Source organism: Tunturiibacter gelidiferens (genome assembly GCF_013410115.1).
In the GTDB taxonomy this organism is placed as follows: domain Bacteria; phylum Acidobacteriota; class Terriglobia; order Terriglobales; family Acidobacteriaceae; genus Edaphobacter; species Edaphobacter gelidiferens.
Genome location: NZ_JACCCV010000001.1, coordinates 1,506,497 through 1,519,242 on the forward strand (window position 1 = coordinate 1,506,497; position 12,746 = coordinate 1,519,242).

The following is a 12,746-nucleotide window of genomic DNA, read 5'->3' on the forward strand; positions in this document are numbered from 1 at the left end:
TTCCTGCCTCTGCAAGCTAGTTATATCAGCGTGAGAGATTCTACAGGTTTGGAGTGCCGGGTTGGGCCTCCGGTTGCAAAAGAGAGGTTGTGAGTTGTTGCAACCCGCAGTAAGGATCGGGTCATCCTAGGAGTGATTGCGGCGGAACGGGGGCTGCACATTCCCTTGCCGAAAGCCAGTGGCATGAGGTTTTTGACGAGGTGAGCCTATGTCCAGGCACAAGCGAATTTGTCTGATTGTGGTGTATGTGTTCGCTACGGTGCAGTTTGTGTGGTGCTATCTATGGCTGACAAGGCCCTACGTGAACACACTGCTGTACGAAGAGGGCCGGGAGCGGATGCCGTTCCAGGGGCGAAGCCTGATGATGCTGCCGATGCGGTGGGCGCATGAGAGCATCGTCCTTGCGTGGCTGGCGAGACCGCTGGCGAAGTCACACTTCTGGTTTCCCAAGCCGGTGTCTCCCGAGGTGCTGGTGCAGGCGGGGATCAACGTCGTGTGTTTGCTGGTGGCTGGGTACATGACGACGAGGATCTACCAGGCGAGTTCGCGGCGGCGGCTGTTGACGCCGATGGTTTATCCGCTGCTGCTGGTGGCCTGCGCCGCCACCTATGTAATGCATACGGTGCAGAACTTTCGATTCGTCTACGATCTGCCGAGCCTGGCGTTCTTCGCGACGGCGATGTACCTGATGTACTTTCGGCGGCACTGGATTTACTTTGCGGGACTGTTTGTGATCGCGACGCTGAACAGAGAGACTACGCTGCTGTTGCTGCCGTTGTTTTTGCTGAATGAAGCGGTGGAGGGTGGGCGGCTGCGATGGTCGAGGATGCTGCGCGTGCAGAGCCTGGGAGTAGTCGTGCCGCTGGCTTTATTTTGGGCGGGGTGGCAGATCTTCCTTCGACACGTGTTCGCGGGTAATGTGTCGGAGTTCTATCCACGGATCGACTGGAATGTGAAGTCGCTGCTGTTTCCACAGGCGTGGCCACAGTTGATGAGTGCTTGCGGATATCTGCTGGTGTTTGTCGTGGTGATGCGGCGGAGGATTCGCGACCCCCGGTTGGAGGCCTGGCTGTGGCTGCTGCCGATCTGGTTCGGGTTCATGTTCGTGTATGGGATTTTGATCGAGACGAGGGTGTTTGGCGAACTGATTCCGCTGATTGTGTGTGCGACTGTTTTGATCGTTGAAGAGGGTCTGCTGGCGCAGATGATGATGCCGAATCGGCAGCCTGCGCTGGAGTTGGCGGCCTCGGTTGGTACTTCGATGGGGGCACGTGAGGCGGCTTGAAGCGGTTGTCCTGCCGGACGGGCTCCCTGCGCGGGAGGCGGTCACTTCGTGACTTTTGTACCGGTCGCGGCTGGGTAGGTGCGCGGGTCCTCCCGTTGGTCGGGATGAAGATTTATCCTGCCTGGTCCAGGATCGTGCGCTGGGCGGCGAGGAGTTCTTGGATGCCCTTCTCGGCGAAGTCGAGCATCTGGCCAAGCTGGGTGCGGGTGTAGGAGTCGTGCTCGGCGGTGGCCTGGGTCTCGACGAGGCCTCCGTTGGCTAGCATGACTACGTTCATGTCGACGGCGGCGCGGGAGTCCTCTTCGTAGGCGAGGTCAAGCAGAACGTTGCCGTCGACGATGCCGACGGAGGTGGCGGCGACCATCTGTTTGAGAGGCGAGTTCTTGAGGGTGCCGGCTTTGACGAGCTTGCCGAGCGCGAGGGCCAGGGCGACGCAGGCTCCGGTGATGGCTGCGGTGCGGGTTCCGCCGTCGGCCTGAAGGACATCACAGTCGAGGATGACGGTGCGCTCGCCGAGAGCCTTCATATCTACCACGCTTCGCAAGGAACGCCCGATGAGGCGCTGGATCTCGTGAGTGCGGCCGCCGACCTTGCCGCGTTCGCTCTCGCGTGCGGTGCGGGTGAGGGTGGCTCGGGGGAGCATGCCGTACTCGGCGGTGACCCAGCCACGGCCGGAGTTGCGGAGCCAGCTGGGGACGCCCTGCTCGACGGTGGCGTTGCAGAGGACGCGGGTGTTGCCGGACTCCATGAGGACGGAGCCCTCGGCCATGGCGACGTAGTGAGGGGTGATGCGGACCTGACGGAGGGCGTCGGCGGAGCGGTGGTCGGGGCGGAAGAGCTGAGGGGAGGGTGTGGCGGTGGTTACGGACATTAGGGAATTATAGTTGCGGGGTTGTGGGAGCGATGGGATGGGTGGAGTGTGAGCCCTTTGGGGGAGTGTTCCGAAATGGGATTGGTTCCATAATGGGAAGGCTCGATTGGATTGGAGTTTTGTTGAGGATTTTGTGGGAGTCGGTGGATCTTGGTTGGATTCGGTTCCATATTGGGACGGCTCCTGATTCGGGCGGCGCAGGAGGATTGGAGGAGTTTTCGCTTGATGTGTAATCACTTAGGAAGGGAGTTCCAGTTTGGCACTTGAAGTGATTACAGAAGTGCATCTGCTATAGGTTACTAAGCAGGAGAACGGTGGATTTACGGAATGCAGGCAATGCAGAGTGGTACTGCCTCGGGGCCAGAGAGTTATTCAGGGAAGTTTGCGGCGCTTCGCCATGTGACACGCCAGATGGGTCTTGGTGGCTCGGCGATGCCGACGGTGCGGAGGACGGTGGATGCGCCGGCTGCCGAGGTGTCAGCGATCGCGGGGGTGGCCGAGGGCGCGGGGCTGGCGCATGACGCGGGTAATCTGCTGGGGGCGCTGAGTCTTTATTCTGATCTGCTGGCGCTGCCCGGAGTGCTGCATGAAGAGCATAAGGAATATGCCAACGAGCTGAGGATGTTGAGCGATCGCAGCTGGGCGATGATTGACCGGCTGGTGAATCATGCGCGTGCTGGAAGGTCGACGAAGGTGCAGGGAGAGTTTGCCGTGCTGCCAGATGTGGTGGACCGGTGCAGGGGCCTGCTGAGCCGGGTGGCCGGGCGAACGGTGGAGATCTCTTATGGCGTGGGCGCGTTTCAGGCGGTGAAGGTGCCGGTGGAGTCGGTGGAGCGGATACTGACGAACCTGGTGAAGAATGCGGCGGAGGCTACGCCGTGGGTCGGGGCGATCTCGATCCATGTGGAAGGCGTGCTGCAGCAGACGGAGAGCGAAGGCGAGGAGCCGCGACGCAGAGTGGTGATGACGGTGACGGACCGCGGCTGCGGGATGGATCAGGCGGCGGTGCGACGGTTGATGCAGACCGGTGGGATCTCTTCTGCGAATGGACGCGGGCTGGGCTTTCGGGTGGTGCGGGAGTTGGTGGCTATTTCGGGTGGATCTCTGAATATTGCGAGCCAGCCGGAGGTGGGAACAAGCATCTCGGTGGAGTGGAGTGCGATGAAGCGGTTGGATGCGGTGCTCGAGCGGGAGGAGTTGGAGATGGAGGGAACGAGGATGAACGATTCGGGAGTGAAGATGGTCGTACGGGGAGAGGCTGGATGGATCGCATGCTAAGGATGACGGGTTTTGAGACGGCGGGAGCGAGGACGAGCGGTGCAGGAGGTGTTTCTGTGTTGAACGAAGGAGCGAATGGTGAGCGGAGGAGTGGGGAAGTGGGCGCGGACTCGCCGTCGGGAGTGCTGGTGGGCGTGTCGCCGGTCTCTGCGCCGCATGCGGTGAGCTCGGCGGAACATCTTGGGCTGCTGCATGTGCTGGTGGTCGACGATGATGAGGCGGTGCGGAAGGCTTGCTGTCAGATCGCAGCGGGGATGGGGTTTGAAGTAGTGGGCGCTGAGAGTGCTACGGCGGCGCGAGCGATTCTGAAGCAGAGGCGGATCGATCTGTTGCTGCTGGATCTGAAGCTGCCGGGCGGGGGAGGTCTGCCGTTGTTGGAGCAGGTGAAGGCGCTGCATCCGGACACGGCGGTGATTGTGATGACGGCGTTTGCGACGGTGTCGTCTGCGGTAGAGGCGATGCGGATTGGTGCGGGAGATTATCTGACCAAGCCGTTTGCACTGGAGGAGCTGACGGCGGTGCTGGAGCGTACGGGACAGCAGCTGCATATGGATGTGCAGAGCCGGCAGCTGCGCGAGAGGTTGAGAACGCAGCAGGGAATGGGGGGGCTGGTAGGCCGGTCTCCGGAGATGGAGAAGCTGTATCGGATTCTGTCGAAGGTGGCTTATTCGACGCATCCGGTTTTGATCCTGGGGGAGAGTGGGACGGGCAAGGAGCTGGTGGCGCGGTCCATTCACTTCAACGGGCCGAACGCGACGAAGCCTTTTGTGCCGGTGGACTGCGGGTCGCTGGTGCCTACGCTGATTGAGAGCGAGTTGTTCGGGCACGTGAAGGGCGCGTTCACAGGAGCTGATCGAGCGAAGGAAGGGCTGCTGGCCTCGGCTGAAGGCGGGACAGTTTTTCTGGACGAGATTGGTGAACTGCCGCTGGATCTGCAGGCGAAGCTGCTGCGGGCGCTCCAGGAGAAGGAGGTTCGGCCAGTGGGAGCGACGCAGGCCAGGCCGATCTCGGCGCGGGTGCTGGCGGCGACCAATCGCGATCTTTCGACGATGGTGGAGCAGGGACGGTTTCGCAAGGATCTCTACTTCCGTTTGAACGTGGTGAACCTGCGGATCCCTCCGTTGCGGGATCGGCGAGAGGACATTGCTGTTCTGGCGACGCACTTTCTGAAGCAGATGGAGAAGGAGACAGGCGTGGAGCGCACGTTCTCGGACTCGATGCTGCGGACGATGGCAGAGTATGACTGGCCGGGCAATGTTCGTGAGCTTGAAAATGCGATCGAGCGGGCGTGTGCGCTGTCGTCGGGGCCGGTGCTGCACCTGGGCGACCTGCCGACGCAGCTGCAGAACTTTCGCATGCAGCAGGGACCGGCGATCCATGCGGTTGAGGAAGATGGGATGGAGCGGGGTGAGACGATGGGCGCTTCGCAGGGCGGCGGGATCGTTTCGATCGCGGAGATGGAGAAGCATGCCATTCTTGGGACTATCCGGCAGCTGAAGGGCGATAAGCTGATGGCGGCGAAGTTACTTGGGATCGGCAAGACGACGCTTTACCGGAAGCTAAAGGAGTATGGGATTACGGAGGGGATGGGGGATTAGAAGACTGGTCCTGGCCGGACGGGCCCACTACGCGTGGGGCGGTCACTTCGTGACTTGTGTACCTTGTTGTGGTCAGGGAACGATGCTGGTCCTCCCGTTGGTCGGAGGGAAGATGAAGCCGACCAGCGGGAGGCCCTTTGCTGGTGAGGGTGATGCGACCGGTATACGTGTCACGAAGTGACCGCCCTCCGCGCAGGAGGCCCGTCCGGCAGGATAGCTTCTCATCAGCCTCTTGGAGATAGAATCAGGCGAAGGCAGGTGCGCGAATGGAATGTACTCATCTGGATCAGATTCGTAAGGTGAAGCCGTCGGCGAAGGGTTGCGAGGATTGCTTGAAGATCGGCAGTAGCTGGGTGCATCTGCGGATGTGCCTGGAGTGTGGGCATGTGGGGTGCTGCGATTCTTCTCTGCACAGGCACGCGACCAAGCATTTTCATACTACACAACATGCGATTATGCGGTCGGTTGAGCCGGGCGAGAGCTGGGGCTGGTGCTATGTGGATGAGCTGGAAGTCGATGTTGTGTGATTGAGGTGCCTTGTCTTCGAAGGAGCGTGAAGATAGGAGGCTGCATCGTTTGGAGAGAGGTCCAATTTTTGAAGCGGGCGGGGGAGTCTGCGCGAATTTGGCCGCGACTGGATGGTGTGGATCTTCTTCGGGGTCTTGCGATTTGCATGGCGCTGATGAATCACGTCAACATGCAGCTGCTAGGCGCGGAGGTTCCCTACACGCAGGGCCTGCCGCGTCAGCTGGTGTCTTCGCTGGTCTGGAATGGTCAGTTTGGTGTCCAGATATTCTTTGTGATCTCCGGATTTCTGATTACGTCAACGACGCTGCGGCGTTGGGGTTCAGTGTCTGCGGTGAACGTGGGTGATTTTTATCGGTTGAGGTTCGCTCGCATCGCGCCGCTGCTGATGCTTCTTCTTGTGATTCTCAGTCTTCTTCACTTGGCGCACGTCAAAGAGTTTGTGGTCTCTCCGAAGACCGGCGGACTGGGGCGTGCTCTCGCCGCAGCGCTTACCTTTCATGTCAATCTGCTTGAGGCGCGAAGAGGATATCTGCCGGCGAGTTGGGACATTCTATGGTCGCTGTCAGTCGAAGAGATGTTTTATCTTGGTTTCCCGCTGGCTTGTCGAGTGCTTCGTCGCGTCAGCGCTGTCTCGGCTTTGCTCCTTGTTTTCGTCCTGTTGGGACCCTTTGCCCGGTCGCAGGCCTTCAACCATAATCCGGTCTGGAGAGAGTACTCCTATCTTGGTGGCATGGACGGCATTGCATTGGGTTGTTTGACTGCACTTCTCTCTGCGAAGACGCGTCTTTCCAGTACGACGCTGCGAGTACTCGGAGCAGCAGGGACCATGATGCTGGTTTTTATCCTCGGTTTTTCGATCAGCGTCTACCGTTGGGGCCTTGGCCGTAATGGACTGGATATGACGGTCCTGGCTGTAGGTGTTTGTATGGTGCTGATCGCGGTTGCTCAGATGCGGTGGCAAGCGCCGATATTTCTTGGTCCTCTGGTGCGCGTGGGGGCACTGAGTTATGAGGTCTATCTGACACACGTGTTTGTTGTTTTGAGTCTTTTTCATCTTTTCCTAATCATGAATAAACCAATCCAAACGGTTCCGGCGATGTTTCTTGCTGTTCTCTTGCTTTCGGGGTTGCTGGGAGCCCTTATTTCGCGGAATTATTCAGAGCCGATGAACCGCTGGCTCCGAGCGCGGTGGGTGAGAGATGCAGCGAGATATAGCGCCGTGCTCAAAACAGGCACAATTGCGAAGAGCGCGACGGCTGTCTCCCCGTAGCGACGAGGTGGAAAGGGTACTGGCTGTGGAGTGGCGCGACGGTTTGCTGCTGCCGAGGGTTTGCTATGCTGAACGCATCCTTTGTATGAGAGAGAGTAACGAACGATGTCAGAAGAAGTAGTAAAGATTACGGTTCGGCCGAATGGTCCGCTACGGGTTGAGGGTCACATCCTTTTGAAGGATGCGGATGGCAAGGAGTGGGATCTGACGGGGAAGCCGGCGATTTCGCTTTGCCGCTGCGGGGCCAGCGAGAAGCGGCCGTTTTGCGATGGGTCGCACAATCGAGTGGGCTTCCAGTGCGTGGCTAGCCCTGAAGCAATTCTTACCTAAGAAGGAGACTGCAGATTTCATGGAAAGAGGTGGGCCCTGAGTGCTACTCAACCCATTTCTTCTTGAGTGCCTGCGGTCTCTTTTGCTTTACGGCTTGACGATTTCAGTGTGAGGATGAGCTTGATGAAGATCAGCGGCTGGTGCGCGGTGGTTCTCTCCGGATGGTTGACGGCTTCGGTGGCTGTGCTGGGTGCGCAGGAGGTTCAGGCCGCGCAGAAGCCGCATGCGATTACGCTTTCCGTTGGGGCACTTGACGAGTATGTGGGGCAGTATCGGGATGAGATGGAGCCGGATGTGCTGAGTTCGGTTTACCGTGAGGGCGACAAACTCTACGTCGAAGGCGAGCGTTCACCGCGATATGAGTTGCGGGCCGAGTCGGTCGATCACTTCTTTGCGCACGAGCTGCGAGTCGTTTTCGCGCGGGACGCTGCGGGGAAGGTCTCCGGATTGACGAGCACGTTTGGCGAACGGGGCGAGCCGGGCGTCGAGAGGAAGGAAGGCCGCGTCAGCCTGGTGGGAACGCGGCTCAATCACTTTCGGGAGTACACGCGTAGCGAGGCAATGATTCCGATGCGTGACGGGGTGAAGCTGCATGTGGTGATTCTGCGGCCAGCGGGATCGGAGACGAGTGGGGAGACGCTTCCCTTTTTGATGCAGAGGACGCCGTATGGGACTTCGTGGGTTTCGTCGGCAGCGGTAAACGGCAGTAAGCCGGAGCTGGCGGCGAGTGGGTACGTCTTTGTGTTTGGAGATATTCGCGGACGGTATGAGTCGGAGGGAAAGTTCGTGATGAACCGCGCGATCGTTGCACATGCGACGAAGAATGATGTGGATGAGACGACCGATACGCGCGACACGATCGACTGGCTGCTGAAAAATGTACCGAAGAATAACGGAAAGGTGGGGGTGCTGGGGGTCTCGTATCCGGGGTTTCTGGCGATGTCGGCTGGGATTGATGCGCACCCGGCGGTGAAGGCGATCTCGCCGCAGGCTCCGATGACGAATGTGTGGATGGGGGATGACTTTTTCCATAATGGAGCGTTCCGCGAGACGTATGGCTTCGACTATGTGCAACAGTTAGAGGCACAAAAGACGGATGCGCGGGTGGAGAGTAAAGAAGACACTTTCGATTTTTTTCTTCGCAACGTGAACTTCGCTGGTGCTGCGGACGCAGCGAAGATGGAGAGTCTGCCAACGGCGAAGATATTTTTGACGCAGCCCGCTTATACGAAGTTCTGGCAGGATATGGCGGTGGAGAAGCGTCTGACGAAAGTGGAGGTGCCGACGCTCGAGGTGGGAGGGTGGTGGGACCAGGAGGATATGTGGGGGACGCAGGCCGAGTATGCTGCGTTGAAGCCACATGACTCGCAGAACGAAGTGTTCATGGTGCTGGGGCCGTGGAATCATGGTGGATGGGGGCCGACGACGCGGCATCTTGGGGTGCTCGACTTTGGGGCTGCGACGGGCGATCAATACCGGAAGACGATTGAAGCTCCTTTTTTTGAGAAGTATCTGAAGGGAAGGGCGGGTTTTGATTTGACGGGTGTGGCAAGCTTCAGGACGGGCGTCGATAAGTGGGAGCGCTATGAGGCGTGGCCTCCGAAGCAAGGGTTCAAAGAGACGAAGCTATTTTTGAATGCTGGTGGGGAGTTGACGACGAATGCGCCTGCGGCTGGGGGAGCTGCGAAGGCTGCGGTTAGTTACAGTGCGGATCCCGCGAACCCAGTGCCGTATCGGAATCGGCCGATTCAGTCGACGTATGCGGATGGGTCGAAGTGGCGGACTTGGCTGGTGGAGGATCAGAGGTTTGTGAGTGGGCGGAAGGATTTGGCGAACTTTTCATCGCCGGTGCTGGAGAAGGATGTCACTGTGACGGGGGATGTCGTTGCGGATCTGTTTGCTTCTACGACCGGTACGGATGGGGACTTTGTGGTGAAGCTGATCGATGTTTATCCGGACGATGCGCCGGCACCGATGGCGGGGTATCAGTTGATGATTGTGGATGAGATCTTTCGCGGGCGATATCAGAAGAGTTTTGAGGCACCCGAGGCGTTGACGCCGGGGAAGGTGACTGAGTACAAGTGGAGTTTGCATGGGGCGGATCATACTTTTCTGAAGGGACACAAGATGATGGTGGAGGTGCAATCGAGCTGGTTTCCGCTGTACGACCGGAATCCGCAGACGTTTGTGCCGAATATCATGACGGCTCCGGCGGGGGCGTACCGGGGGCAGACGGTGACGATCTATGGATCGGAGAAGTATCCGTCGCACCTTGAGTTTTCGGTTCCTGACGGGGATTGAGTGTGACGGAGGTGTTGTGACGATCAAAACGATTAGCAGCCGGGAGGTTTATCGGAATCCGTGGACGAGCGTGCGCGAAGACGTGATCGAGCGGGCGAATGGTAAGCGCGGGATCTATGGCGTCGTCGACAAGCATCCGGCTTGTATTGTGATTCCGCTGGAGGTGGGAGCGGATGGCGAGTTTGTTTATCTGATTGAGCAGTTCCGGTACACGGTGGGGGCGCGGCACTGGGAGTTTCCGCAGGGAGGTTGGGAGTTGGCGGAGGTGGTGCCGGAGGAGTTGGCGCGGGGAGAGTTGCTGGAGGAGACTGGATTGACGGCGGAGCGTATGACGCTTTTGTCGACGCTGCAGATCGCGTATGGAGTGATGAATCAGATACAGCATGTGTTTCTGGCTGAAGGGCTGACGATGGGGAAGCCAGACCCGGATGCGGAGGAGAGCGATCTGGTGGTGAGGCGGGTGAGCGGGGGGGCGTTCGAGGAGATGATTCTCGATGGGACGATCGTGGATAACTGCTCGGTGGCGGCGTGGGGGTTGTACAGGCTTTGGCGGGAGCGGCGGCAGGTGGGTTCGCGGCCATAGCTGGTCTCCTGGTGGAGCGGTTTGCATCTAAGAAGCCTATGACAGCGCGGTCGAACTTCGTTGTGATTGCGATCCTTCTCGGCGGCTCTCTTGCTCGGGCGCAGAATGCAGCGGTGCAGCTGGTACCGGGGCGGCGGATGCCTGTACAGCAAGTAGTTATGCTGCGGAATGCGCGGGTGATTGACGGCACGGGTGCGGCGCCGCAGGAGCATGTTTCGTTGCTGCTGCGCAATGGAAAGATTGAGCAGGTTGGTGGGGCGGAGATGGCGGTGCCGGTGGAAGCGCAGGTTCGTGATTTGACGGGAAAGACGGTGATTCCGGGGTTGATTTGCGCGCACTCGCACCTGGGTTTGATTGTGGATGATGCTGAGTCTTCTGCGACGGGGTACACACGGGAGAATGTGACCGCGCAGTTGATCCAGTATGAGCGATATGGTGTGACTACAATCTTGTCGCTGGGACTGAATCGCGATCTGGTGTTTGTGTTGCGTGACGAACAGCAGGCGGGGCGCTTGGCTGGGGCTTCGATCTTTACGGCGGGCAGGGGGATTGGAGTGCCGGACGGTGCGCCTCCGCTGCTTTCGGCGGCAGACCAGATCTATCGTCCAACAACAGAGAAGGATGCGAGGCGCGATGTGGATGAGATGGCGGCGCAACGCGTGGACATCATCAAGATCTGGGTGGACAAGCTGCATGGCAAGGTGCCGGAGATGACGCCGGAGATCTATAAAGCCGTGATCGATGAGGCTCATAAACGGCATGTGCGTGTTGCGGCGCATGAGTATGCGCTGGAGGATGCGAAGCAACTTGTGGCGGATGGTGTGGATGTGCTGGCGCACTCGGTTCGCGACCAGGTGGTGGATGATGTGTTTGTGCGGTCGATGAAGCAGCACCACGTCTGGTATGTGCCGACGTTTACGGTGGACGAGTCGGCGTACATTTATGCGCAGAATGCTGCATTCATGCAGACGCCTTTCTTTCAGCAGGCTGCGGGTCCGAAGTTGATGGCGAAGTTTAGCGCGCCTGGGTATGCGGAGAAGATCATGCAGGATCCGCAGACAGCGCAGCATCAGAAGGACTTCGAAGTGGGACAACAGAATTTGAAGAAGGTGTTTGATGCGGGCGTGAGCGTCGGGTTCGGAACAGACTCAGGGGCTTTGCCCGGGCGCATTCCGGGGTTTGCCGAGCATCACGAGCTTGCATTGATGGTGCGGGCTGGACTTACTCCGTTGCAGGCGATTACGGCGGCGACGGGAGAGAATGCGAAGCTGCTGCATGCGGGTGATCGTGGGACAATTGCGCCCGGGAAGCGAGCGGATTTGCTGGTGCTGGACGCTGATCCGCTCGTTGACATCGGCAACACTCAGAGGATCTTTGCGGTGTACCACGATGGACATAACATCGCCGATCTGCCGGGTCGTACGAAGTAGCAGTTTTTTTATCACTAGTGCACGGGCGAGTTTTCTTGAAAGACGATGGTGCAGGTTTCTTTATCCGGCGCGGCAAGCCGGTTGCAGTTTTTGAGTGCGTCTTTGCGAGCGTCGTCAGAGTTCATCTGTGCGACGGAAGATGCGTAGTGGTGGGCAGAGATCGCGAAGGCCTTGTGCGGGCCGAGTATGAGATAGCTGCGGAAGGCTTGCTGGCCGCGGTCGGAGAGGTCTGCGGGTGGTGGGATGTCGGGCGGAGTTACGTCGGGAAGCGGTTGCGGCAGAAGTACAAGGTCATGGGCTTTGAGGAAGTCGTCGACCATGGGCGACCAGATGGGGATACCGTGGCTGAAGAGAGTATGACCATCATCGCCGAAGGCTGGAGCGTGGAGGAACTGGTCTTGACCACCGGCGGAGCGAAAGGCGGTGTCGAACTGCTGAGCGATCTCGGGCCAGAAGTACTTGTCGTTATCGGCATAGATCCAGAGCATGGGCGTGCGTGAGTGCTTGCCGAAGTCGCGAAAGGCGGCGATAAGGGCGTTGGGGTTGCAGATCTCGTGATCGGCGTTTGAGCCGCGGCCACCTGCGAAGTTGATGGCTGCGACGAGGTTTTTGGGAGCGTCGGCGGTGAGGGCGACGGTGGCCATGCCGCCGGTGGAGATGCCGACCGCGAGAACACGGGTGGGGTCGACCTGGGGGAGCTTGCTACCGAAGTCGATGGCGATGCGAAGATCTTCGGCGGACTTGCGGGCGGCACCTTCGTAGTCGGTCTGGGGGCAGCGGCCGTTGCCGAGGTAGTCGGGCTTACCGCTGGAGGAGCCGTAGCCGCGGCGCACGACGACGAGGGCAACGAAGCCGCGACGCGCAAACCAACGCGCCTGGGGAAGAAACAGCCAAGGGGTAACGTTGTTGCGTGGTTCGAGGTCGCGGGAGGTTCCGTGGGTGATGACGACGAGAGGACGTTTGCCGGGAAGATCAGCATAGACAAGAAGCGCGCTAAGACCGTTTGGCGTTGCCTGAGTCCAGGGAATGCGCGTGGGTTCTTCGTGGATCTGCACAGCGTGAACAGTAAGCGGCAGCAAAAGGACCAGGATACCGAAGACGATCATGTGTGGCTTTGGCGACACGGATAAACGTAACTCAATCTCTGACGTAGGAGTATTTTTTGTTTACAAGAGCATTCTGATGGAGGGAGTTGACTGCGCCGGGGTTGCCTTCGGTTTGATTTATTGCGCCGGAACCGTGCTGCAGCTTTTTGGCATCAAAAAATATCAC

12 protein-coding genes are annotated in these 12,746 nt (G+C 59.1%); 10 read left to right on the forward strand and 2 right to left on the reverse strand.

Annotated features, from left to right (window positions below; genetic code table 11):
• Positions 1-208: 208 nt before the first annotated feature.
• The gene (locus HDF12_RS06275; protein ID WP_179581712.1) at positions 209-1,285 is read left to right on the forward strand and encodes a hypothetical protein; all 1,077 of its coding nucleotides are present in this window, start codon (positions 209-211) and stop codon (positions 1,283-1,285) included.
• Between the two features lie 112 nt (positions 1,286-1,397).
• Here the strand turns inward: HDF12_RS06275 and rph are convergent, their stop codons facing one another.
• Positions 1,398-2,156 carry a ribonuclease PH gene (gene rph / locus HDF12_RS06280; protein ID WP_179581713.1) on the reverse strand — a complete coding sequence of 253 codons (759 nt, stop codon included), beginning with the start codon at positions 2,154-2,156 and terminating at the stop codon, positions 1,398-1,400.
• A gap of 92 nt (positions 2,157-2,248) precedes the next feature.
• Here rph and HDF12_RS06285 point away from each other — a divergent pair, with 92 nt between their 5' ends.
• The 9 genes from HDF12_RS06285 (at position 2,249) to HDF12_RS06325 (ending at position 11,474) form a co-directional block, all read left to right on the forward strand.
• Entirely contained in the window at positions 2,249-2,389 is a 141-nt protein-coding gene (locus tag HDF12_RS06285; RefSeq protein ID WP_179581714.1) for a hypothetical protein, read from the forward strand.
• A gap of 94 nt (positions 2,390-2,483) precedes the next feature.
• Complete coding sequence (locus HDF12_RS06290; protein WP_218892311.1) at positions 2,484-3,434, forward strand: sensor histidine kinase; 951 nt, start codon at positions 2,484-2,486, stop codon at positions 3,432-3,434.
• Positions 3,419-5,032 carry a sigma-54-dependent transcriptional regulator gene (locus HDF12_RS06295; protein ID WP_257025380.1) on the forward strand — a complete coding sequence of 538 codons (1,614 nt, stop codon included), beginning with the start codon at positions 3,419-3,421 and terminating at the stop codon, positions 5,030-5,032. The genes HDF12_RS06290 and HDF12_RS06295 overlap by 16 nt, the downstream gene beginning before the upstream one ends.
• Before the next feature lie 266 nt (positions 5,033-5,298).
• Complete coding sequence (locus HDF12_RS06300) at positions 5,299-5,559, forward strand: UBP-type zinc finger domain-containing protein (RefSeq protein ID WP_179581716.1); 261 nt, start codon at positions 5,299-5,301, stop codon at positions 5,557-5,559.
• A 116-nt stretch (positions 5,560-5,675) separates the two neighbouring features.
• Entirely contained in the window at positions 5,676-6,830 is a 1,155-nt protein-coding gene (locus HDF12_RS06305) for an acyltransferase family protein (RefSeq protein ID WP_373563851.1), read from the forward strand.
• A 105-nt stretch (positions 6,831-6,935) separates the two neighbouring features.
• Positions 6,936-7,160, forward strand: a complete 225-nt coding sequence (locus tag HDF12_RS06310; protein ID WP_179581717.1) for a CDGSH iron-sulfur domain-containing protein — start codon at positions 6,936-6,938, stop codon at positions 7,158-7,160.
• Between the two features lie 123 nt (positions 7,161-7,283).
• Positions 7,284-9,461: a CocE/NonD family hydrolase gene (locus HDF12_RS06315; protein WP_257025381.1), complete on the forward strand. Its 2,178-nt coding sequence runs from the start codon at positions 7,284-7,286 to the stop codon at positions 9,459-9,461.
• Positions 9,462-9,477: 16 nt separating this feature from the next.
• The gene (locus HDF12_RS06320) at positions 9,478-10,044 is read left to right on the forward strand and encodes an NUDIX domain-containing protein (protein WP_179581718.1); all 567 of its coding nucleotides are present in this window, start codon (positions 9,478-9,480) and stop codon (positions 10,042-10,044) included.
• Positions 9,990-11,474 (forward strand): amidohydrolase family protein, encoded by a 1,485-nt coding sequence (locus HDF12_RS06325; RefSeq protein ID WP_373563852.1) that lies wholly within the window; start codon positions 9,990-9,992, stop codon positions 11,472-11,474. The genes HDF12_RS06320 and HDF12_RS06325 overlap by 55 nt, the downstream gene beginning before the upstream one ends.
• A gap of 14 nt (positions 11,475-11,488) precedes the next feature.
• Here the strand turns inward: HDF12_RS06325 and HDF12_RS06330 are convergent, their stop codons facing one another.
• A complete protein-coding gene (locus HDF12_RS06330) occupies positions 11,489-12,598 on the reverse strand; it encodes an alpha/beta hydrolase family protein (RefSeq protein WP_179581719.1) in 1,110 nt (369 codons plus the stop codon).
• Positions 12,599-12,746 lie beyond the last annotated feature (148 nt).

Bases quoted from the DNA above. Each gene is read 5' to 3' on its own strand.
- HDF12_RS06285 (WP_179581714.1), top strand. From the start codon at position 2,249: ATGGGAAGGCTCGATTGGATTGGAGTTTTGTTGAGGATTTTGTGGGAG.
- HDF12_RS06295 (WP_257025380.1), top strand. From the start codon at position 3,419: ATGGATCGCATGCTAAGGATGACGGGTTTTGAGACGGCGGGAGCGAGG.
- HDF12_RS06290 (WP_218892311.1), top strand. From the start codon at position 2,484: ATGCAGGCAATGCAGAGTGGTACTGCCTCGGGGCCAGAGAGTTATTCA.
- HDF12_RS06300 (WP_179581716.1), top strand. From the start codon at position 5,299: ATGGAATGTACTCATCTGGATCAGATTCGTAAGGTGAAGCCGTCGGCG.
- HDF12_RS06315 (WP_257025381.1), top strand. From the start codon at position 7,284: ATGAAGATCAGCGGCTGGTGCGCGGTGGTTCTCTCCGGATGGTTGACG.
- rph (WP_179581713.1), bottom strand. From the start codon at position 2,156: ATGTCCGTAACCACCGCCACACCCTCCCCTCAGCTCTTCCGCCCCGAC.
- HDF12_RS06275 (WP_179581712.1), top strand. From the start codon at position 209: ATGTCCAGGCACAAGCGAATTTGTCTGATTGTGGTGTATGTGTTCGCT.
- HDF12_RS06310 (WP_179581717.1), top strand. From the start codon at position 6,936: ATGTCAGAAGAAGTAGTAAAGATTACGGTTCGGCCGAATGGTCCGCTA.